This is a genomic window from Frankia sp. R43 (genome assembly GCF_001306465.1).
GTDB classification, from domain to species: Bacteria; Actinomycetota; Actinomycetes; order Frankiales; family Frankiaceae; genus Parafrankia; species Parafrankia irregularis.
On sequence record NZ_LFCW01000009.1, the window covers coordinates 425,944 to 445,589 of the forward strand.

Genomic DNA, 19,646 nt, shown 5'->3' on the forward strand with positions numbered 1-19,646 from the left:
GCTTGCCATCTATTCGCGATTACCGCATCCGCCCGCGGCGTCCTCAGGCTCCCAGCGCAGCAGGTCGCCCGGCTGGCAGTCGAGCACCTCGCAGAGCGCGGCGAGGGTCGCGAAACGCACCGCCCTGGCGCGGCCGTTCTTGAGTACCGCCAGGTTGGCGGGAGTGATCCCGACGCGGTCCGCGAGCTCGCCCACGGACATCTTCCGCCTGGCCAACATCACGTCGATGTCGACGGCGATCGGCATCAGATCACCGTGTCCAGCTCGGCCTGTAGCCGCGACGCCTCGACGTCGCGGGCGACGGCCTGGGCGAGCAGCATCCGCAGCACGAGCACGATGAGCGCGACCCCCAGGATGGCCAGGCCGACCCCGCCCATGATGACGGTGACGCCCGGATCGTCCCGCTGACCCGGCGCGTTGAGGCCCGTGACCGTGAACCACACGACGGCGGCCGCCACGATCGCGGCGATCACGCCGTCCACGTACCGGAAGGCGGCGTGCGAGAACACGGTTCCGTGCCGCACCATCGTCACCAGCCGCCCCACGCAGACCAGGACGACCTGGACCGACACCAGGCCCAGGATCGTGATCACGCGCAGCGAAGTCAGTGGCAACGACCCGTCCTCGGGGTCGCTCCCACTGACCAACGCCCACAACATCCCGGCCTGTACGAACACGGTGCCGGCGAGCACCACCATGAGCACGGCGCGCAGCGCACCCACCGTCAGCTTCCCCATGACCCACCCTCCCATCGAGCCACGATGGGAATCTATCGAATCTCGATAGGTAGCGCAATGGCAGGGACGGGAGACAGGCGGCGATGTCGCGCCGTGGCGGACGCCACCGCCACGCTTCCCTCGCTTCCCTCGCTTTCAGCGGCGGCCAGGGTCCGGCCCTGGGACCGGAGGACGCGGCACATTCACGGCCACGCCCGGTGGCGGGACATCCGATCAGCCGTTCATGACGTCAGCGACCCGCACCCGGCCCGTCGTGATGGTCTTCCGACCAGTCGAGGCCGCAGAACACCTTCACCCGCGGCCGAGTTCGGCGATGAGGAAGCGTGTGTCGAGCCAGGGCCGGGTGGCCTGTCCGGTGAACGGGTCAGTCAGGTCGCGGCCGTAGCGGTCGGCGACATCGGTATCGTCGTCCTCGCGGACGGTCCAGCCATTCGGGTACAGCCACCGGGCCGGGTGCGGACGGGGCTCGGTGTTGAACAGCGATCGCGCCTCGATACCGGACCGACGGCTGAGCCGCTCCAATGTCGCGGTGTCGGAGGCCAGGCGGTCCAGGTCCGCGAAGCGATCCAGCGCGAGGCGGCTGCCGACGGCGGACAGCTGGTGGATCCGCCGCAGCAGGTGTTCCTCGGCGGCGGCGGGCAGGTAACCGAGCAGGCCCTCCGCGATCCACACAGTCGGCGCTGTCGGAAGAAACCCCGCCGCAGTGAGCGCCCCCGCCCAGTCCTCCCGCAGGTCGATGCCGACCGCAACACGCCGGCAGCCAGGCGCAGTCCGGCTCCCGCGCAGCACGTCGTTCTTGAACGCGAGTACCTGCGGCTGGTCCAGCTCGTAGACGGTGACGTCGGACGGCCAGGACAGTCTGAACGCCCGTGTGTCCAGGCCCGCGGCGAGCAGGACGACCTGGCCGGCGCCGGCGCGGACCGCGTCCAGGATGACGTCGTCGTAGAACCGCGAGCGCACGCCGATGAAGCGGGAGGCATGCAGCGACAGCTTGTGCTGGTCACTCACCGGCTCCCCGTCGGCGGGCCAGCGCAACGGGAACGGGACCGGCGAGTCCACCGCACCCAGGAACTCGGCCCCGAACGGGTCGTCGATGAGCGCGTCGGGCATCGACGACTCCACGCTCCGAGACGCGGCTATACCGAGGGCCGTGATGCCGGGACCGGTGACGATGTCCCAGGTCTGCTGCTCTGCCATGCGTGATTCCCTTCACCGTGGGGAAACGTCTGACACAGGATGGCGTCCCACTGGCACATCGTGGTTCGACCGGACCATCGCAGCCGTTCACGCCGACGCATGGGGGTAGCAGGTCGTGCACGTGGTACGCAGTGTTGCCACACGGGATCATCTGGAAGGCGTCGCGTATACGGCCCTGGGCACCGAACATCGCCTCGTGGGCGTCTCGCGACTCCGAGGCGGAAGCAAGAAGGGCGTGTACCGCCTCACGTTCGACGACGACTCCACCACGATCGTCTACATCTGGGACGACGCCGAGAACTACTGGACCACCCCACAGGCCGACGACACCGACAGTCATGCGGACCCGTTCTCGCCCGCCTCCGGCATCGAGCTCTTCGAGGCCGCCCACCGGCAGCTGGACGCCCTCGGAGTCCGCACGCCCCGGATCCGCCTGATTGACCGGAGCAGGTGCCACTACCCGGCGGACGCTGCCGTGGTCGAGGACGTGCCCGGCGACACCCTGGAAGACCTGCTCCGCCAGGACCCGCGCAGCGTGGAGACAACCATGAAGCGACTCGCGGAGACACTCGGTGCGATGCATCGGCACCAGGGCCCACGTTTCGGCAAGGTCGCCCTGATCGACAGGGGTCGCACCGCCGAGGGCAGGTCATGTGAGCAGGCCGTCCTGGACCGCGCGCTCGACGACCTCGCCGAGGCCGCCTCTCGCGACACGCGGATCAAGGGCTCCCGCGACCGCCTGGAGACCGCAGTTCGCACACTGGCTGCGGCCGTTTGCCCACGCTCGCAGCACGGGCTCATCCACGGTGAGCTCGGGCCGGACCACGTGTTGGTGGACCGACACGGGCAGCCGGTGCTCATCGACATCGAGGGATTGATGTTCTTCGATGTCGAGTGGGAGCACACGTTCCTGCGACTGCGCTTCGGCGAGCACTACCGGTGGCTGGAGCGCAGTGACCTCGACGAAAAGCGTCTGACGCTTTACACGCTGGCGATGCGCCTGTCTCTCGTCGCCGGACCATTGCGGCTTCTCGACGGCGACTTCCCCGACCGCGTCCTCATGAGAGGCATCGCCGAGCGTAGCATCCAGAAGGCGCTCGCCTTCCTATCCGTGAACGACCACTGAACCTCCCTGGAATAGGAGCTTCATCAGGCGATACTCGCTCGCCGAAGTACGCCTCGCTGCAGTCGCAACGCAGAACAAACATCACCGGACCACCATCGGCGCCGACCCGGTGCCGGCGCCGGATCGCCCTGCACCGGATGTCCGTCCAGACCAGGTCCGGACGTCCGGATGCCACCGGGTAGATCAGCCGCCGCGGGTCAGCTGCGGCTGCGGCCGCGCAGGACGCGCAGCTCCAGGTCGTGCTCGATCACCGCGTCCTCCGCCGAGACGGGCAGCAGGTCGTAGGTGTGGTTGACGAAGTCGTTCACCCGGTTGGCGGGAAGTTCGATCAGCGCGTGCCCACCGGGGCTGGAAAGCTCGACGAGCAGCACCCGGCGGCGATCCCGCACCATCGGCCGGACCCGGACGTCGCCCAGGCCCGCGCAGCGGCGGGAGCCGTCGACGAAGAGGCGGCGGGCGAACGTCCACACGACGGCCCGCTGGTCGGTGACCCACATGCTCATGGTGATCGCGATCGGATCTGTCGGGTCGTAGCGCAGGCTGGTCGGCAGCGGTACCCGCTCACCGCTCTCGGCCAGGTACGTGGCGTTGAACTCCCAGGTCACGGCGTCTGACACGATCGGACGGCGGCTCATCAGGCCCTCCCACCCCGGCGGCTGGCGTTGTGTGAAGACACACGACTCTGTCGTTACAGAACGGTGTCATCCACGGCGGCCGGCATCATCCGGCCTTTGTCGCCGGGGTGAAGTACGAACGACCCGACCTGGCGGGACGCCGCCGTCAGGCCGCCCGCCCCGCCCCACCACGGCCGGGCCACCTCCCGGGCACCGCCACCACACCACCACACCGCCGCCCAGCCGCGGGCTCAGTGGTCGCCGGCCCAGCGACGGTCCTCCTCGTCCCAGTCCTCGTTGCGGCGGTCGAGCTCGTCCCGCCAGTTCTCGGCCGCCGCCGCGGTCGGGTACGGGCCGAGGCGCCGGTGCCCGGGGGCGTCCGGCGGGTTCTCCGCCCGCTGGTGCTGCATGCACCACCACCACCCGGACGGATTCCACGCCGAGCTGTCCACCCGCTCGCCCGCACGCCTGCCAGACGCCTGCCGCCGCAGCCAGTTCAGCATGGTCGATCACCTACCCAGCCCATCATGCGCCTATCCGAGCCGGCTGGGAAAGATCGTCGCGGGTGTGGCGGGAGCCCGGCGTACTTCTCAGGAGGACGTTCTGGCGCGGGCGTGGCTGCCCGCCGAGGACGGCCCGCCCGGTCCGGTGGGCAGGTGCGTCCGTGAGGGGGACGCGCCTGCCCACCGACGAGGATCTCAGGCCGCCGGCTCCGCCTCGCCAGCCGCCTCGCCACGGGCGGCGGTCGCCCAGCGGATCGTCGAGACGACTCCCCTACCGGCGAGGCGCCCCCAGGTTGCCTCGGTGACGGGCAGGTAGGGCAGCCGCAACGGCCAGCGGGTCCATCGCGGCATCAGCCCCACCGCCGCGCCGACGAGCGCGCCGTAGGGCACCCGGGCCACCGCCGGCAGCGGGGCGCGCACCAGCAGGTAGCGGGCCGCCGCGCGGGCCTCGGGGGTCCCTTCCAGCTCGTCGCGGAAACCGGCGAGCTGGTGGGCCAGCTCCGCGCGGGTGCGCGGCGGGTCGGGCACGCCGAGCCTGCTCGCGACGAGGCTGGCGTCCAGGACGTAGTCGTCGCACTCCGCCGGGCTCAGCGGCGCGGCCCCGTACCGCTGGTGGGCGGTGAGGAAGCTGTCGATCTCGGCCACGTGCACCCACCGCAGCAGATGCGGGTCGGCCGCCGAGTAGGGCCGGCCGTCCGGCGCGGTGCCGTGGACCCGCCGGTGGACCGCCTGCACCGCGGCGACGGCCTTCTCGGCATCCTGCGCCGAGCCGAACGTCGTGACGGCCAGGAAGTAACTGGTCCGCTGCAGTCGGCCCCAGGGATCCTGCCGATAGTCGGAGTGGTCCGCCACGCCCGCCATGGCCAGTGGGTGCAGGGACTGCAGCAGCAGGGCGCGCAGCCCGCCGACGAACATCGCCGTGTCGCCGTGTACCCGCCGGATCGGGCGGTCCTCGCCGAACCAGCGTTCCCCCTCGGCGCGCAGGATCCGTTCCCGCCGTGCGGGGCCGCGGGTACCGGCGACCCGGCTGAAGACCTCCCCGGCCACGCGGGTGCGCAGGGATTCGGTGCCGATCCGCAACCTGGGGGACGTCACCCATCCATCATGCGCCCCAGCAAGGCAGGCGGGACCAACCGTGTGGAACCGCTCAACCCGCCGGCTGCCGCCGCCTTCCCGACGGCGGATGTCAGGCCGGCCGCGGCAGCATGCTTCAGTGGCGGGTATGGGGGCCACCGGATCGGCGCACGCCGACCACGTCATCGTGTGTGGGCTCAACGACCTGGGGCTGAGCATCGTCGAGCAGCTCGACGCCGCCGGTGTGCGGGCGGTCGTCGTCGACGACCACGAAGCGCCTGGGCTGCGCCGGCGACTGGAGCGGATGGGTGTCACGCTGGTCCCCGAAAGCGGCCGACTGTCGGAGTCGCTGCACGACGCCGGGCTCGGCACGGCGCTGGCGCTGATCACCTGCCACGACCGGGACCTGGAGAACCTGCAGATCTGTCTCGTCGCCGCCGACAGCGCGCCGCGGACCAGGATCGTCGCCAGCATCAGCAACGTCGGGCTCGGTGAGCAGCTGCAGGACGCATTCGCCCAGGTCCGGGTCCGCAGCGTCGGCGACCTGGCCGGGCCGGGCTTCGTCGAGGCGTGCGTGCGGTCCACGGTGATCCACGCCTTCACCCTGGACGCACCGGCCGACGGAGCCGGACCCGGGGAGATCTTCGCGGTGGTGGACGAGGAGGCGCCCACCGAGGCGCCCTTCCGCGCCCTCTACGGCGACCTGACGCCCGTCGCGCTGCGCCGGGCCGGTGAGCGGCTGGCCGAGCTGTGCCCGCCCCGGGACGTCGTCGTCGCACCCGGGGACCGTCTCGTCGTCATGGGCCGGCTCGCCGAGCTGCGCGCCGGCGGCCTGGCGGTGGACGACGTACACGACGCCCGCGTGTTCGCCTCCTTCACCGCCGACGGCCGGCCCTCCACGGCCGCCACGCCCACCGTCTCCCCCGTCGGCGCCGCCGCCGCGGCAGCGGGTGGGACGTCCGTGGAAGCGCCCGCGGGATTGTGGTCGGGGCTGCGGGCGGCCCGGCTGCGCCGGGCCGGGAGGGTACGGCTGCGCCGGCTGCGCGAGCTGTCCGCGACCGTGCGCGCGGAGCTCGACCGGCCGTTCCGCCGGGCGCTGGCCGTCGTCACCAGCGTGATGGTGGTGAGCACCATCGTGCTGACCCTGACGTACCAGGACAACAACCCGGCCGCGCCGGAGAGCTTCGACGCTCTCGACGCGCTCTACCTCACCGTCGAGACGATGGTGACGGTCGGCTTCGGGGACTACAACTTCGGTGCGGCCGACGCCTGGCTGCAGGCCTACGGAGTCTGCCTGATGCTGTTCGGGGCGCTGTCCGTCGCCGTGGTCTACGCCTTCATCACCAACGTCATCATCAGCCGCCGGCTGGAGCGGTCGTTCGGGCTCGGGCAGGCCAGCACCGTCCGCAGGCATGTGATCCTCTGTGGTCTCGGCTCGGTCGGGCTGGCGACGATGGAGGGGCTGCTGCGTGCCGGCGAGCAGATCGTCGTCATCGAGCGGGATGTGAACAACCGCTATCTGCCGGTCGCGCGGGAACGCGGGGTCCCGGTGGTGGTCGGGGACGCGACGGTGCGCTCGACGCTGCTCGAGGCGGGCGTCGCGCACGCGGCCACCATCGCGGCGATGACGAGCGACGGGCACGCCAACCTCGAGACCGTGCTGTCCGCCCGCGAGACCCGGGCCAGCACACACCGGGCGGGGTCCGGTGCCCCGCTGCGCATCGTCATGCGGGTCTTCGACGCCACGATGGCCGACGAGGTCGAGCGCCGGTTCGGTATCCACACGGCCCGCAGTGCGACGGCGCTGGCCGCCCCGCACTTCCTCGCCGCGGCCATGGGCCACGAGGTGATCAGCGCGTTCTACGTGGAGGGGACGCCGTTCCTGGTGGCCCGCCTGACGATCCGGGCCGGCGGCGGCCTGGTCGGCCCGGCCCTCGCGGAGCTGGCCACCGGCACCCGGGTCCTGGCGGTGACCCGGTGCCAGAGCAACGAGGGCCCCCAGGACGAGGCCCCGGGCACGGCAGGTGCGACGGACCCCGCGGGCGCCGCCGGCCCATCCGGCACCACGGGCGTGGCCGGCACCGCCGGCTCGGCGGATGGCGGCCCCGGCCCGACGGCGGACTACCGCCCCGGGCGGCACACCCGCCTGCAGGCCGGTGACGAGCTGCTCGTCGTCGGCCCGGTGACCAGGATCATCGGGATGGTCCGGCGCAACCAGCTCGCCGGCCACGCCCCGGCGCAGCCCTGACGATCAGGACACGGCGGCGTTCAGGATGCGGTGTGGTTCAGGACGACGCGATGCCGCTCAGGATGCGGTGACGCCGAGCAGTCCCGTGCGGATCCGATCGGCGACGACCTCGATCTGCTCGGTGAGGTAGAAGTGCCCGCCCGGGAGAACGAGCAGGTCGAAGTCGCCGGTGGTGTGCTCCCGCCAGGCCAGCGCCTCGTCCTCGGTCACCGCCGGATCGCTGGCGCCGATCGTCACCCACATCGGCACGCTGACCGTCGCGCCCGGTTCGGGGCGGTAGGTCTCGATGGCCTGGTAGTCCGCACGGGTCGCCGGCAGGATGAGCGCCAGGAGCTCCGGGTCGCCCAGCAGACGGGGGTCGGTGCCCCCCAGCGCCGCGATCGAGCCGATCACGGCCTCGTCGCCGCCGAGGTGGACGCCGCCGGGACGCCCCCTGGACGGCGCCGGCCGCGCGGAGGGGAACAGGATCAGCGGCTTCGGCGCCGCGGGGTCGGCCTCCAGCCGCCGGGTCACCTCGAACGCCACGATGGATCCCATGCTGTGCCCGAGGAAGGCTGTCGGACGGTCGTCGAGCTGCGCCACCCTGGCGACAACCTCGTCCGCGAGTGCGGCGATGCTCGTCAGCGGCGGCTCACCGAGCCGGTCCTGCCGGCCCGGGTACTGCACGGCGACGACCTGGGCGACGTCGGCGAGGGCCACCGACAGCGGATGGAAGAAGGTCGAGGCGCCGCCCGCGTGGGGGAAGCAGACCAGCCGCGGGCCGGACTCGTTACCTCGGTTGAACCGCCGGATCCACCGATCCACGTCGCCGGTCAAGGTCACCACCATCTGGACGGAGACAAACAGCGACAAGGCGGGTCAGCCTGGCGCCTTCGTCATCAGACCACTCACCAGGCGCCTTCGACCAGTCATCCCGCCGCGAGTGCCGGCTACCTCACGTTGCCGCCGCGGCGCGGGTGCGACGGGGCCGGTATGCACGCACGACTGTTCGCCGGTCACGAGCTTGACCTTGACACCGTGACAAGGTGTCCACTGGGTGCAGGAGGTGGTCCCGATCAACGCGACAGACGGAACCCCGCGAAGCACCCGGGTGGCCGACGCGCTGGGCGCCCGGGACTCGTCGGTCCGGCTTCAGGCGGCCCTGGCGGCCGGCTCTGACCCCGACCCCGGCGTTCTGGAGACGCTCGTCGAGCGGTGCGCGGTCGAGCCCGACTTCTTTGTGCGAGACATGCTGTCCTGGGCGCTGACCCGCCTGCCGCCGGAGACCACGCTGCCCCGGCTCCGCCGGGAACTCGGCTCCGAGCGCCCCGCGGCCCGCGGCCAGGCGCTGCACACCCTCAGCAAGATCGGTGACAGGAGTGCGTGGGCCTGGATCACAGCCGCGTTGCTGCACGATGCCGATGACGAGGTCGCGCGGACCGCGTGGCGTGTCGCGGTCGCCCTCGCTCCCGAGGACGGCAGGAGGGGCCTGGTCGACGAACTGGTCACGGAGCTCGGCCGCGGCGACCGCGACCTGCAGCGGAGCCTGAGCCGGGCCCTCGTCGAGCTCGGCGACGTGATCGAGCCGGCTCTGGAGAAGGCCGCCGCCGGCCCCGACCCGGCCGCGGCGGCGCACGCCCGTGCCACCAGGGTTCTTCTGCACGACCCGGAGACCGCATTCAACGCGGCCATCGACGAGGCGAAGCGCGTGGTCGCGCTCGGCCCCGAAGGAGCCGCTGTCACCGCCGGCACGAAGGCCGCCGAGGGGGCGGGAGCCACGGGGGCCGCGGATTGCTGATCGGGGATGTGGCCCGTCATTCCGGGGTGAGCACCCGGATGCTGCGGCACTACGACGCCCTGGGGCTGGTGCGACCGAGCGGCCGCACGGTCGGCGGCTATCGCGACTATTCCGACGAGGACATCCGCAGGATCTTCCACGTGGAGAGCCTGCGGTCCCTCGGACTTTCGCTCAGGCAGGTCGGACGTGCCCTGGAGGACCCGTCCTTCACACCCTCCGCCCTGGTCAGTGACCTCGTCCGGTGGGCGGAAGACCGCCTGGAGCGGGAACAGGAGCTACTCGGGCGGCTCCGCACCATCGACGCGTCGGCACCCACCGGCTGGCGGGACGTCCTGCGCATCGTCGAACTCATGCAGGAGCTTGCCTCGACCAGTGCCGCGCGCAGGCAGCAGGCCGTCCTGACCCGGCCGGAGAGTACGACGGTGGCCGCCGAGCTGCTGGCCGGTGCGGTGCTGGCCGAGCCCGACCCCAACGTGGCGGGCGCGCTGCGCTGGGCGCTCGCCCGGTCGGGCGGCGACGGCGTGGCGGCACTGGCCGCCGGCGTGCGCTCGGAGGACGTCGGCATCCGGCGGCGCGCCGTGCGAGCGATCGCCGGGATGTCCGAGGCCCCCGGTGTGACCGCGGCGCTCGCGGACGCCCTCGAGGACCCGGACCCGACGGTCCGCGGGCACGCCGCTCTGGCGCTGGGCCGGCGTGGTGTGACCGCGACCGTGCCGACCCTCGTCGGCATGGTGGTCGAGGGCTCCTACGACGTCGACGCGGCGGAGGCTCTGGGAACACTGGCCCGGGATCCCGAGTGGGCGGGCCGGATCATCACCGCCCTGGCCGACGAGCTCGCCGCGCACACCGCGGACTCCGCGGTCCGGATACGCCTGGCCCAGGCCCTGGTCGAGCTACCGGGAGCGGCCGCGCGGGAGATCCTGCGCCAGCTGGCCCACGACAACGACCCTGCCGTCGCCCTCGTCGCCTCGGCCTTCGTCGGAGTTCTCGAGGCGCGGACCCCCGAGGACCGAACGCGCGGGGGCAGACCGCCCGGAAATCCCGACACCTGACCGGAAAATCCCAACCGAAATCTCGCCGATCCGGCGCCCGGGCCGCTTGCGTGCACAGGAAATCCACTCGTCATCCCAAAAAACCTTCGCACAATGCTTCCACAACCCCCGGGGCGGTTCTAGAATCACAGCGGCGGGTGGTGGCGCCGCAATCAGCAGGCCCAGCCGCCGACCGGGTCGGCCACCGCATTCCTGCACGGTGGCCACTCACGCCGCACCGGGGGGTAACGTGCGAACAATCAGCGGCCGGGCGTCCGCCGGCAGCTGCCGGCGAAGACGTCTTCCGGCGGTCCCGGGCGGGGTCCACACAGTTCCCGCACCCGTCATACCACCCGGCCATAGCAGCTCTGACCTGCGTGGATCTACGCCAGTCTGACCGGTGGGCGGGGAACGACGCGCACCTGCCGCACGCCACGGCGAAGCCGGAGAGGCCGGCACCCAGCTGGCCGCCCGATATCCGTTGAAAGTCAGCTCGCCTTGACGCGTTTTCTCGGCTCCACCCTTCCGGACATTCGGCGACGTTGAATCCGCGAACGGATCAGACCAGGCTTCCACGGCCGCATTTCCGCATTTCTACGGGATCGGGCCGACCGGGTGCGGTGACGCGTTTCCATCCATCACCGGAATAACTGTCCGGCATCTCCCGGCGCCCGTTACCAAACTCTTCTGCACCGTCAGGAGCGACGGCTCCGACGCGTCGAAATTTCCCGAACACCAACGGCCCTCGCCGCTGCGGCTCCCGCGGCCCGGCCCCGCCAGGCGCCGCCTACCCGGTCCAACCCATCCATCCACCTGCGTTCCCGCGGAGAGGACCTCGCCATGACCGACCACCAGCTAATGCTCACCCGCGGCGGACCGACCCCCGACGGGCTGGCTCCCGACGGCCCGACTTCCGACCGCCCGACCTCCGACAGCCGGGATCCCGTCGGCTCGTCTGCCGGTGCATCCCGACGTGGTCTGCTCCTGGCCGCGACCGGGGTCCTCTCCAGCGCAGCCGTGGTGGCCGCGTCCGCCGCCCCCGCCGCGGCGGCGACCGAACCGGCCGGCGGCTCGGTTCCTGTCGCCCGGTCGGCAGCGCGTCTTCCCCCGCTCATCGACGTCCACCATCACGCGATGATGCCGACGGCGGTCCGTGACTGGCTGGTCGGTCACGGCGCGATTCCCGCCTCCGGCGGCTTCCTGCCCACCCGGTGGGACGTCGAGACGACACTGAGCACCCTGGACGGCCATGGAATCCAGCTCGCGCTGCTCTCCGCCGCGGTGCCGGCGGCGTTCACCCCCACGCCGGCGCTCGCCGTCGAGCTGAGCACCATCGTCAACAACAGCCTGAGCGAGATCGCGCACGGGCATCCGCAGCGGTTCGGCTGGCTCGCCACGATCCCGTTGCTGGACGCGGCGGACGCCGTCAGCGAGATCAACCGGGCCTTCGACGGCCTCGGCGCCGACGGGGTGCTGCTGACCACCCACACCGGCACTCGCTACCTGGGCGATCCCGGCTGGGAACCGGTGCTGGCCGCGTTGGACGAGCGGTCCGCGGTGGTGCTGGTTCATCCGTTCGACCTGCCTGGAGCCACACCGATCGCCGTGCCCGCCTTCCTGGTGGACTACGCGGCGGACACCGCCCGCGCGGCCATCCAGCTCGTCGTCTCCGGCGCCCTCGACCGCCACCCGCGCATCGAGTGGATCCTCGCCCACGGCGGCGGCGTCTTCCCCTACCTGGCCGGACGTCTCGCGCTCGGTCGCGCGCTCGGCTACGGGGCGGACCCGGGAACCATCCGCTCCGCCCTGCGCAGGTTCTGGTACGACACCGCCGGCCCGATGTCCCCCTATTCGACACCGAGCCTGCTCGCGGCCGCCGGCGCGGACCGGATCCTGTTCGGCTCCGACTACAACATGGTCCCCGCCGCCACCCTCGGCGACGGGATCGCGGCCCTGCGCTCCGACCCCGCGTTGGACGGACGGACCCGGGCTGCGATCGCCCGTGGCAACGCGCTGCGCCTGTTCCCAGCCCTGGCCCCACGCCTGCCCTGACCGCGGGGTGAGCACCGCCGGGTGAGCGCTTCGGAGGGAGACTGCTTCGGAGGGTGAGCGCCTCGGGGGTGAGCGCCGCCGCGGGCGCCGGCCGGGCTCAGTCCTCCCGGTTCTCCCAGCGCAGCTCCACGGTGAGACGTCCGTCGTCGACGTCGACCAGGGCGGCCACGGCGCCGGTCAGGGTGGGTGGCGCGCGGTCCCCGGGCCAGGCGGCGGAGACGAACACGCTGCCACCACCGGCGTCGCTCCACATGGTGAGCAGCGCCCTGTTCTCCGGCAGCATCGCGAGCGTCCGGTCGAGCAGGTCGACCAGTCCCGCGCGCAGGTCGAGCGGGACGGGGAAGCCCACCCGGCCCGCTTCGGTGGCGATCTGGACCTCGACCGTCAGCCCACGGCCTTCGGCGGCGGCGACGACGGTCTCGATGTCGGCGGCCAGGGAGGCCAGGGTCGCGCTCTGGTCCTCCTGGGCGAGCTTGCGCCGGATGCCGGCCGCCTGCCGGGCGCAGAGCCAGCGCCAGCCCTGGTCCCGCGGATCGGCGTCGCCCGCGGCCAGGGTGTCGAGCATGGGCAGCACGTCGTCGCGGATGGCCCCGAGCCACCGGGCCCGCTCACGGCGGATCATCGCGTCGGAGTCCTGCCCGGCGTGCGTCTCGGCCTCGGCGCGGGTGGCCCGCGCGGTCGTGTCGGCCGTCCGCCGCAACAGCGAGCCGATGATCGCGACGAGGAGCTGGAGCCCGACGATTCCGTAGACCAGTGCCAGCAGCCGCGACAGGGTCAGCGGATCCGTCGCCTGACGGACGATCACGGTCACCACGATCGCGGCGAGGCCCACCCCGGCGGCGGCGACCGCCTGCAGGGGCGGGCGGGAAGCGGTCACGAAGGCCAGCAGCAGGGCGACGACGATGACGGGCCAGTTCGTGATCCGCAGCAGCTCGGCGTTGTCGACGTTGACGCTGGCCAGCGCCGCGCCGACGGTCAGCATGGTCACGCCCGCGGCATCCGCGGCCGACAGCGGCCGACGCCGCGCCACAGCCGCGAGGAGGAACGTCGCGGCACCGAGCGCGCACCACACCCCCACCGCGGCCAGCGGCGAGCGGACCCGGCCGAGGGTGACCAGCAGCGGCACCACCATGATGATCTGCCAGGCCAGGGCCACCCCCGCGACCGCGACCCGCAGGCCGGCGGCGTAGTCGCGGCGAAGATCCTCAGCGGTCTCCTCCCGTGCCAGCTCCGCTCCGGTACGAGTCCCGCGATCGGCCCGGTCCCGGTCCGCTCCGCCGCGGACCGCCCGGTCCCGGACGGCACGGTCAGCGGATGCCCGCTCCGTCGGGGGCCGGGCGATCTCCGGCCAGCGCATCGTGACCACGGTCCCGCGGCCGGGCGCCGAGTCGACCGACGCCAGGCCACCCGCGTCACGGACCCGGGCGAGCACCGACTGGCACACGCCCAGGCGGTCGGGGGCGGACCGGCCGGGCTGGAACCCGCCACCGTGATCATGGACCCGGACCGTCAGCTGCCCCGATGCCCGCTCCAGCCGGACCCAGGCCTCACCGGTGCCGGCATGCCGCTCCACATTGGCCAGGGCCTCACCGGTGGCTCCCGTCAGCGCGGCGACCACGGCGGCCGGCGGGTCGCCGGTCACCGCGCCGGTCACCGCGCCGGTCGCCGTGTCACCCACCGCGGTCGCCGTACCGCCCGCCGCGGTCGCCGTGCCACCCGCCGCGACCGTGGCCGGTGGGTCGGTGAGGGGCGCGATCCCCTGAAGGTGCACGACAAGACCACGTTCCCGAGCCTGCGTCACCGCCGCGGTCAGGGCGGCGTCCAACCCGACCGCCGGCGGGCCGATGTCATGGGCGAGCAACTGCCGGATGGCGTCCGCACCCGCCGCGCAGCGCCGCCGCGCGAGCACCAGGTCCTCACCGCCGCCCCAGGCCAGCCCGGTCAGCGTGTTCAGGACCGTGTCGTGAAGGACCCGCTGCCGCTCACGGCGGTCACGGTCCAGGGTGAGCACGAGCACCCGGGCCCGATGCCCGAGCATCGCCGAGGTGAGACGGTCGTCGGCCCGGCGGGCGGTGGCCCGCAGCCGCCTCGTGGCGAACGCGAACAGGACCGGCACCACCAGGGTCAGCACCACCGCCGTGAAAACCTGTGGGCGGCCCTGGTGGCCGCCGACGGCGACGGCGGCGAGCAGCGCGGCCTCGGCGACCGCGAAGCCACGCCGAGGCAGCACCCACGCCGCGGTGAGGCCACCGTGCAGCACGCTGAGCGTCACCCAGTTCCCGGTGTCACCGACCGATTCGGGCGGCAGGCAGTGCGGGCTCAGCGCCGCCGCCACCACGGCCAGCGCGACGGTGCCGAGCGCGAGCCGCGCCCCGGCTCCGTGACGATAGATCCGGACCACGAGGAAGGCACCCCACGCGGCCGTGAACGCGACGAATCCCAGCGCGACCGGTTTGTCGCGATACCAGTCCCACCACAGCACGACGTAGATCAGGGTGATGGCGCAGGTGGCCATCCGCAGGACCGCGAGCGCCCAGAGCACCGATCGCTCGAGAGCCTGGCCCGCCCGTGACGACGACGCGAGCGGCTGATCGCCTGGCACCCGATCTCCGGGCAGCCGATCCTCCGGCGCCTGGCGCCCGACGGCGCCCGAACGGCCCGCGAGGCCTTGCTCCCGCACCCGCCGGCGCGGCACCGGCAGGCAGCCCGACGACTCGGCGCGCCGGCCGACGGCCTCCGGGCCGAGTGGATTCCGGCCGTCAGCCACGCCCCCGTAGCGTGCTCTCATGATTCCAGCCTGCCATGTCGGCCGGCCGGCATTCCGGATGTGTCACCTCCTGCCGTGCGGTGGTGGCGCCGGGCAGTGACCTGGTGGTCACTCTCGCCTGCGTTCACAGCGCCGGACGGATCAGCGGGTCGGCGCATCCGGACCCGGGCCGACCGCGGACGCACGTTCGATCGATGTGTTGATCAGGTGACGCGGGCGGGCCCGCCGTCCGGACTGGATGCGCGGGCGGCTCGCGCCAGCGCCGGACCACTCCCGCGCCGAGGGCGGACCGGACCGGGCGCCATCCCGCCACGACGAGTCCCAGGCCGGTGGACGCCAGGCCGCTCTCCGACGACGACACCGACGCGGACGCGGACCGGCTGGAGACCGCATCCGCGCCGGGCACGGCGCGTTGAGCACATGCACCTGCCCGGCCAGGTGCACCGTGGCAGGACAGCACGTCGGCGGACCACCACGCTCTGTCCGGACCCACGGAGCCGCACCGCCGGCACGGCACACAACCGGCGCGGCACACAACCGCAAGGCAGACGACCACGAGGCAGACGACCGCAAGGCAAGGAGGACTCGCATGAGCAACAGCACAGGGCTTCGGGACAGGAGCGTCATCGTGACCGGCGCCGGCTCGGGGATCGGGCGGGCCGCAGCCCTTCTCTTCGCGGCCCAGCACGCCAAGGTCGTCGTGTCGGACATCGACCAGAAGGCGGCCGAGGGGGTCGTCGCCGAAATCGACGCTGCCGGCGGCACCGCTGTCGCGGTGGTCGGCGATCTCAGCGAGCAGCCCGTTGTCGACGAGGTGACCAGCACCGCTCTTTCCGCGTTCGGCGGCCTCGACGTCCTGGTCAACAACGCCGGAATCATGGACCGCATGTCCGCCGCGGGCGAAACCTCCGACGCCGAGTGGGAGCGGGTCATCCGGGTCAACCTGACCGCGCCTTTCCTGCTCTGCCGCGCCGCCCTGCCGCACATGCTGGCGGCCGGGAAGGGCTCGATCGTCAACACCGCGTCCGAGGCGTCGTTGCGCGGCAGCGCCGCCGGCACCGCCTACACCGTCTCCAAGCACGGCATAGCCGGGCTGACCAGATCCCTCGCCGTGATGTACCGAGACCGGGGCATCCGCGCGAACGCGATCGCGCCCGGCGGCACAGCCACCGGAATCACTCTCGACCCGTCCGCCGGGGCCGTCGGCCCGACCGTGGTGCGCGGGTACGCCGCCAATGCCGGCCGCTGCTCCAGGGCGGAGGAACAGGCAGCGGCCATCGTCTTCCTGGCGTCGGATGCCGCCAGCAACATCAGCGGCGTCATCCTGCCGGTCGACAACGGCTGGTCCGCCGTCTGAAGCTGGTCTGCCGTCTGCCGTCTGCCAGCGCCCGTCTGCGGGCCGCTATCCGCCCAGGTCAACCCGAGCGATGCCGGCGGGAAGGGCAGTGATCAGCCGGAGCGCGCCGACGAAGGTCGGTTGCCGGCGCAGCTCGCCGTACCGGTCCTCCCAGGCACCGGACTCCAGATCCGACCGCAGCCGCGCGAGCCCCCGGTCCACCGCCACCGGGTCGACGAAGCCCCAGGCGGACTGGCAGCCCCGCACGGACGGGTCGAGAAATCGCTCAGGCCTGTTGTAGAAGGCCTCGGTGAACCCGTCCACACAGTCGGCGGGCACGGGCACCGGGCTCACTGTCGTGGCACCGCCCAGGACGGCCTGAACACGCTCGATCGCCGGGAACCTGCGGCGTTCGGCTGTGACCAGGTCGGGCACGTACTCGGCGAGCCACAACCGGTCGAGGGCGTCGCCGTCGAAGGTGAGCACCACAACCGGCCCGCGGCTGACCCTCCGCAGCTCCCGCAGCCCCTGGTCGGGATCGGACCACTGGTGCACGGTGACCATCGCCATCGCGGCGTCCACGCTGGCATCGTCGAACGGCAGATCCTCGGCCACCGCGTTGATCGCCGGGGGCAGGTGCGGCGGGCGCGCGGCACGCATCGACGCCGACGGCTCGACCGCGAGCACCTGACGGTCGTCGGGTTCGTAGGAACCAGCACCGGCACCCACGTTGAGAACCGTGCGCGCATCCCCGAGCGCGGCGTGAACGAGGGCCGCGATACGCGGATCGGCGCGACGCCCCCGGGCGTAGCCGCCTCCCTGGGCCTCATAGTCCACATCACCGAAGGCTGCGCCGGGCATGAGGTGACTCCCTGGGCCGGATCACGGGCACTCCCACCGAACAGCATATACGGATAACACTCATGCCCGGCCCGCCCGAGACCCGTTCAGGCGGCAACTGGTCACCGGAAAAATGGGATGCGTGAACAGCGCCTCGGCGCCAGAATCACGCCATGGTCAGCACAGGTTCCGAAGACGCCGTTCTCGGCGCGGCGCTTTACGGTGAGCAGATCGCCGGTGTCTACGACGACTGGTTTTCCCTTCCCGGTGGCAGGCCGGAAGGTGCTGCGGCCGTCGACTTCCTGGGTACGCGGGCCGAGTACGGGCCGGCGTTGGAACTGGGTGTCGGGACGGGCCGGGTGGCATTGCCGCTCGCCGCGCGGGGAACAACCGTCGTCGGAATCGACGCCTCGCCACGAATGCTCGCCCGGCTGGCGGCCAAACCCGGTGGGCAGGATCTCGAGGTCGTGGTCGGCGATTTCGCCGACGTCACCGCCCCGGGCGGCCCGTTCAGCCTCGTGTACGTCGTGTTCAACACCTTCTTCATGCTCTGTGATCAGGAAACCCAGCTGCGCTGCTTCGCCAACGTCGCCGCGGCGCTGCGCCCGGGTGGACTGTTCGTTCTGGAGGCGTTCGTCCCCGACCAGACGCGCTACGACCGCGGCCAGCGGGTCCTCGTCGACAGCCTGACCGCGGACGCGGCCAGGCTCAGCCTCGCCCTCCACGACCCGGTCGAGCAGCGGGTACAGGTCCGGCATCTGACTCTCGGCCCGGAGGGATTGCGTACCTATCCGATCGAGCTGCGCTACGCCTGGCCGAGCGAGCTGGACCTGATGGGCCGCCTCGCCGGTCTGGAGCTCGCCGAACGGTGGGGCGGCTGGTCCGGTCAGCCCTTCACCGCCGCCAGCCTCACCCATGTCTCCGTCTGGCGAAAGCCGGACCCGCGGCGATGATTTCGGGCCGGCCCGCGGGGGCCGGAACGGGCAGCGAGATGCCGAGCTTCGTGCTGCCACTGCCACTGCCACTGCCGGCGAGCAATCCCTGACGGTATTCTCCGACGGAGATCGCATCTCAGGATCCCGAGAGGTGGTGGATCCGAGACCACCGATACTGGCCTGGTGGCCGGGTGCCCATTAACCGAATGCCGACCCGCCGGGGATCCCGCGCCACCAGAGCGTCTATCAAGGTCGCGAAAAGCGGCGGGGATCCGGGGTCCCCGGCTGGGCCGAGCGGCCCGTGCCCAGTCGCCGCCCGACCCCAGGGATCCGGCACCGACGCGCCACCCCCGACAATTCACCTCAATAGCGAAAAAGGGGTCGTGAAGTCGTTTGACGATCCGCAAGAGCTGAGGATTTCGGTTGCCGGAACGACCAAAATCCTCAACTCCTTCTTGGCAGTAGCCAAGGTTCGAGGGACGGGTTCTACCACAGTCTCCGCAGGAGCGGAAATCCTCGTTTGCTACTCAGGGGCGGCGGCAAAGAGGGCGGCAGCGGAAGCCCGGGGCTCGGCATTCTGCGGCAGTTCCGGTCCCGGGTGCGCACGGTGACGGCTGCCAGGCTTGCCGGTGTCCGTCCGCGGCGGCGTGGAATCATGGCGCGGTGCCTGAGCCTGCCCTCGTCCTGTGGGACATCGACGCGACCCTGCTGACGATCCGGCCGCTGGGCCGGGAGATACACGCGGCGGCCTTCGCCGAGACGATCGGACGTCCGCTGCGGGAACGGGCCGTGACGACGGGCCGCACCGAGCAGGCCATCGTGCTGGACACGCTGCGGGCCAACGACGCTCCCACCGACGACGACACCATCAGCGCGCTGTTCGAGGCGATGGGGCGGGCGGCCGTCACGATCGAGGACCGGATGCGGGAGTTCGGCCGGCAGATGCCCGGTGCGGCGGCAGCCATCGCGAGTCTCGCGGTCGCGGGGGTCATCCAGTCGGTGGTGACCGGCAACCTGCGGTCGGTGACCGGATCGAAGCTGCGTGCCCTCGGGCTGACCGACCACCTCGACCTCTCCGTCGGAGGCTACGGAGACGACGGCCTGGATCGTGCGGACCTCGTCCGCCGCGCGATCGAGCGCACGCAGGCCGCCTACGGCCGGACGTTCGCGCCCGCCCGCGTCATCGTCATCGGTGACACCCCGCATGACGTGCGGGGAGCATTGGACGTCGGCGTGCGGGCGGTCGCGGTGGCGAGCGGTGAGACCACAGTCGAGGATCTCGCCGCCGCGGGTGCGGACGCCGTCCTCGCCGATCTGACCGACCTCGACGCCCTGTGGCAGGCGATGTTCGGCGGTGCCCAGACCCGCGGTCTGCCGGTCTGAGCCCCGGCCGGCACAGGCAGCACGGG

The 19,646-nt window shown here is 72.1% G+C and carries 17 protein-coding genes; 8 read left to right on the forward strand and 9 right to left on the reverse strand.

What is annotated here, in order from left to right; genetic code table 11:
- Window positions 1-9: 9 nt before the first annotated feature.
- From ACG83_RS33765 to ACG83_RS33775, 3 genes are all read right to left on the reverse strand, one after another.
- On the reverse strand, window positions 10-246 hold the full coding sequence (locus tag ACG83_RS33765) for a helix-turn-helix transcriptional regulator (RefSeq protein WP_054570294.1): 237 nt from the start codon (window positions 244-246) through the stop codon (window positions 10-12).
- Window positions 246-737, reverse strand: coding sequence for a DUF2975 domain-containing protein (locus ACG83_RS33770; protein WP_054570374.1), 492 nt, complete (start codon window positions 735-737; stop codon window positions 246-248). The genes ACG83_RS33765 and ACG83_RS33770 overlap by 1 nt, the downstream gene beginning before the upstream one ends.
- A gap of 291 nt (window positions 738-1,028) precedes the next feature.
- Window positions 1,029-1,934 (reverse strand): SAM-dependent methyltransferase, encoded by a 906-nt coding sequence (locus ACG83_RS33775; RefSeq protein ID WP_054570295.1) that lies wholly within the window; start codon window positions 1,932-1,934, stop codon window positions 1,029-1,031.
- A 115-nt stretch (window positions 1,935-2,049) separates the two neighbouring features.
- Between ACG83_RS33775 and ACG83_RS33780 the strand changes: the two genes are divergently transcribed.
- A complete protein-coding gene (locus ACG83_RS33780) occupies window positions 2,050-3,060 on the forward strand; it encodes an aminoglycoside phosphotransferase family protein (RefSeq protein ID WP_054570296.1) in 1,011 nt (336 codons plus the stop codon).
- Window positions 3,061-3,257: 197 nt separating this feature from the next.
- Here the strand turns inward: ACG83_RS33780 and ACG83_RS33785 are convergent, their stop codons facing one another.
- From ACG83_RS33785 to ACG83_RS33795, 3 genes are all read right to left on the reverse strand, one after another.
- Window positions 3,258-3,695, reverse strand: a complete 438-nt coding sequence (locus ACG83_RS33785) for an SsgA family sporulation/cell division regulator (protein WP_054570297.1) — start codon at window positions 3,693-3,695, stop codon at window positions 3,258-3,260.
- Window positions 3,696-3,925: 230 nt separating this feature from the next.
- Entirely contained in the window at window positions 3,926-4,177 is a 252-nt protein-coding gene (locus ACG83_RS45860; protein ID WP_054570298.1) for a hypothetical protein, read from the reverse strand.
- Between the two features lie 195 nt (window positions 4,178-4,372).
- On the reverse strand, window positions 4,373-5,272 hold the full coding sequence (locus ACG83_RS33795) for an oxygenase MpaB family protein (protein ID WP_152991600.1): 900 nt from the start codon (window positions 5,270-5,272) through the stop codon (window positions 4,373-4,375).
- A gap of 127 nt (window positions 5,273-5,399) precedes the next feature.
- On the opposite strand from ACG83_RS33795, the gene ACG83_RS33800 reads away from it, so the two are divergent.
- Window positions 5,400-7,499, forward strand: a complete 2,100-nt coding sequence (locus tag ACG83_RS33800) for an NAD-binding protein (protein WP_054570300.1) — start codon at window positions 5,400-5,402, stop codon at window positions 7,497-7,499.
- A 57-nt stretch (window positions 7,500-7,556) separates the two neighbouring features.
- Here ACG83_RS33800 and ACG83_RS33805 read toward each other — a convergent pair whose 3' ends face one another.
- Window positions 7,557-8,327: a thioesterase II family protein gene (locus ACG83_RS33805; protein WP_054570375.1), complete on the reverse strand. Its 771-nt coding sequence runs from the start codon at window positions 8,325-8,327 to the stop codon at window positions 7,557-7,559.
- Window positions 8,328-8,535: 208 nt separating this feature from the next.
- On the opposite strand from ACG83_RS33805, the gene ACG83_RS33810 reads away from it, so the two are divergent.
- The 3 genes from ACG83_RS33810 to ACG83_RS33820 all read left to right on the forward strand — a co-directional run bounded on the left by ACG83_RS33810 (window position 8,536) and on the right by ACG83_RS33820 (window position 12,359).
- The gene (locus ACG83_RS33810; protein ID WP_054570301.1) at window positions 8,536-9,276 is read left to right on the forward strand and encodes a HEAT repeat domain-containing protein; all 741 of its coding nucleotides are present in this window, start codon (window positions 8,536-8,538) and stop codon (window positions 9,274-9,276) included.
- Complete coding sequence (locus ACG83_RS33815) at window positions 9,270-10,328, forward strand: HEAT repeat domain-containing protein (RefSeq protein WP_054570302.1); 1,059 nt, start codon at window positions 9,270-9,272, stop codon at window positions 10,326-10,328. The genes ACG83_RS33810 and ACG83_RS33815 overlap by 7 nt, the downstream gene beginning before the upstream one ends.
- Before the next feature lie 819 nt (window positions 10,329-11,147).
- Window positions 11,148-12,359 carry an amidohydrolase family protein gene (locus ACG83_RS33820; protein ID WP_054570303.1) on the forward strand — a complete coding sequence of 404 codons (1,212 nt, stop codon included), beginning with the start codon at window positions 11,148-11,150 and terminating at the stop codon, window positions 12,357-12,359.
- A gap of 97 nt (window positions 12,360-12,456) precedes the next feature.
- Here the strand turns inward: ACG83_RS33820 and ACG83_RS33825 are convergent, their stop codons facing one another.
- Window positions 12,457-15,147, reverse strand: a complete 2,691-nt coding sequence (locus tag ACG83_RS33825; RefSeq protein WP_054570304.1) for a sensor histidine kinase — start codon at window positions 15,145-15,147, stop codon at window positions 12,457-12,459.
- A 568-nt stretch (window positions 15,148-15,715) separates the two neighbouring features.
- Between ACG83_RS33825 and ACG83_RS33830 the strand changes: the two genes are divergently transcribed.
- Window positions 15,716-16,483 carry an SDR family NAD(P)-dependent oxidoreductase gene (locus ACG83_RS33830; protein WP_054570305.1) on the forward strand — a complete coding sequence of 256 codons (768 nt, stop codon included), beginning with the start codon at window positions 15,716-15,718 and terminating at the stop codon, window positions 16,481-16,483.
- A 45-nt stretch (window positions 16,484-16,528) separates the two neighbouring features.
- On the opposite strand, the gene ACG83_RS33835 is transcribed toward ACG83_RS33830, so the two are convergent.
- The gene (locus ACG83_RS33835; RefSeq protein ID WP_054570306.1) at window positions 16,529-17,323 is read right to left on the reverse strand and encodes a class I SAM-dependent methyltransferase; all 795 of its coding nucleotides are present in this window, start codon (window positions 17,321-17,323) and stop codon (window positions 16,529-16,531) included.
- Between the two features lie 152 nt (window positions 17,324-17,475).
- Between ACG83_RS33835 and ACG83_RS33840 the strand changes: the two genes are divergently transcribed.
- Entirely contained in the window at window positions 17,476-18,255 is a 780-nt protein-coding gene (locus ACG83_RS33840) for a class I SAM-dependent methyltransferase (protein ID WP_054570307.1), read from the forward strand.
- Window positions 18,256-18,900: 645 nt separating this feature from the next.
- Window positions 18,901-19,620 carry a haloacid dehalogenase-like hydrolase gene (locus ACG83_RS33845; RefSeq protein ID WP_054570308.1) on the forward strand — a complete coding sequence of 240 codons (720 nt, stop codon included), beginning with the start codon at window positions 18,901-18,903 and terminating at the stop codon, window positions 19,618-19,620.
- The last annotated feature ends 26 nt before the right edge of the window (window positions 19,621-19,646 follow it).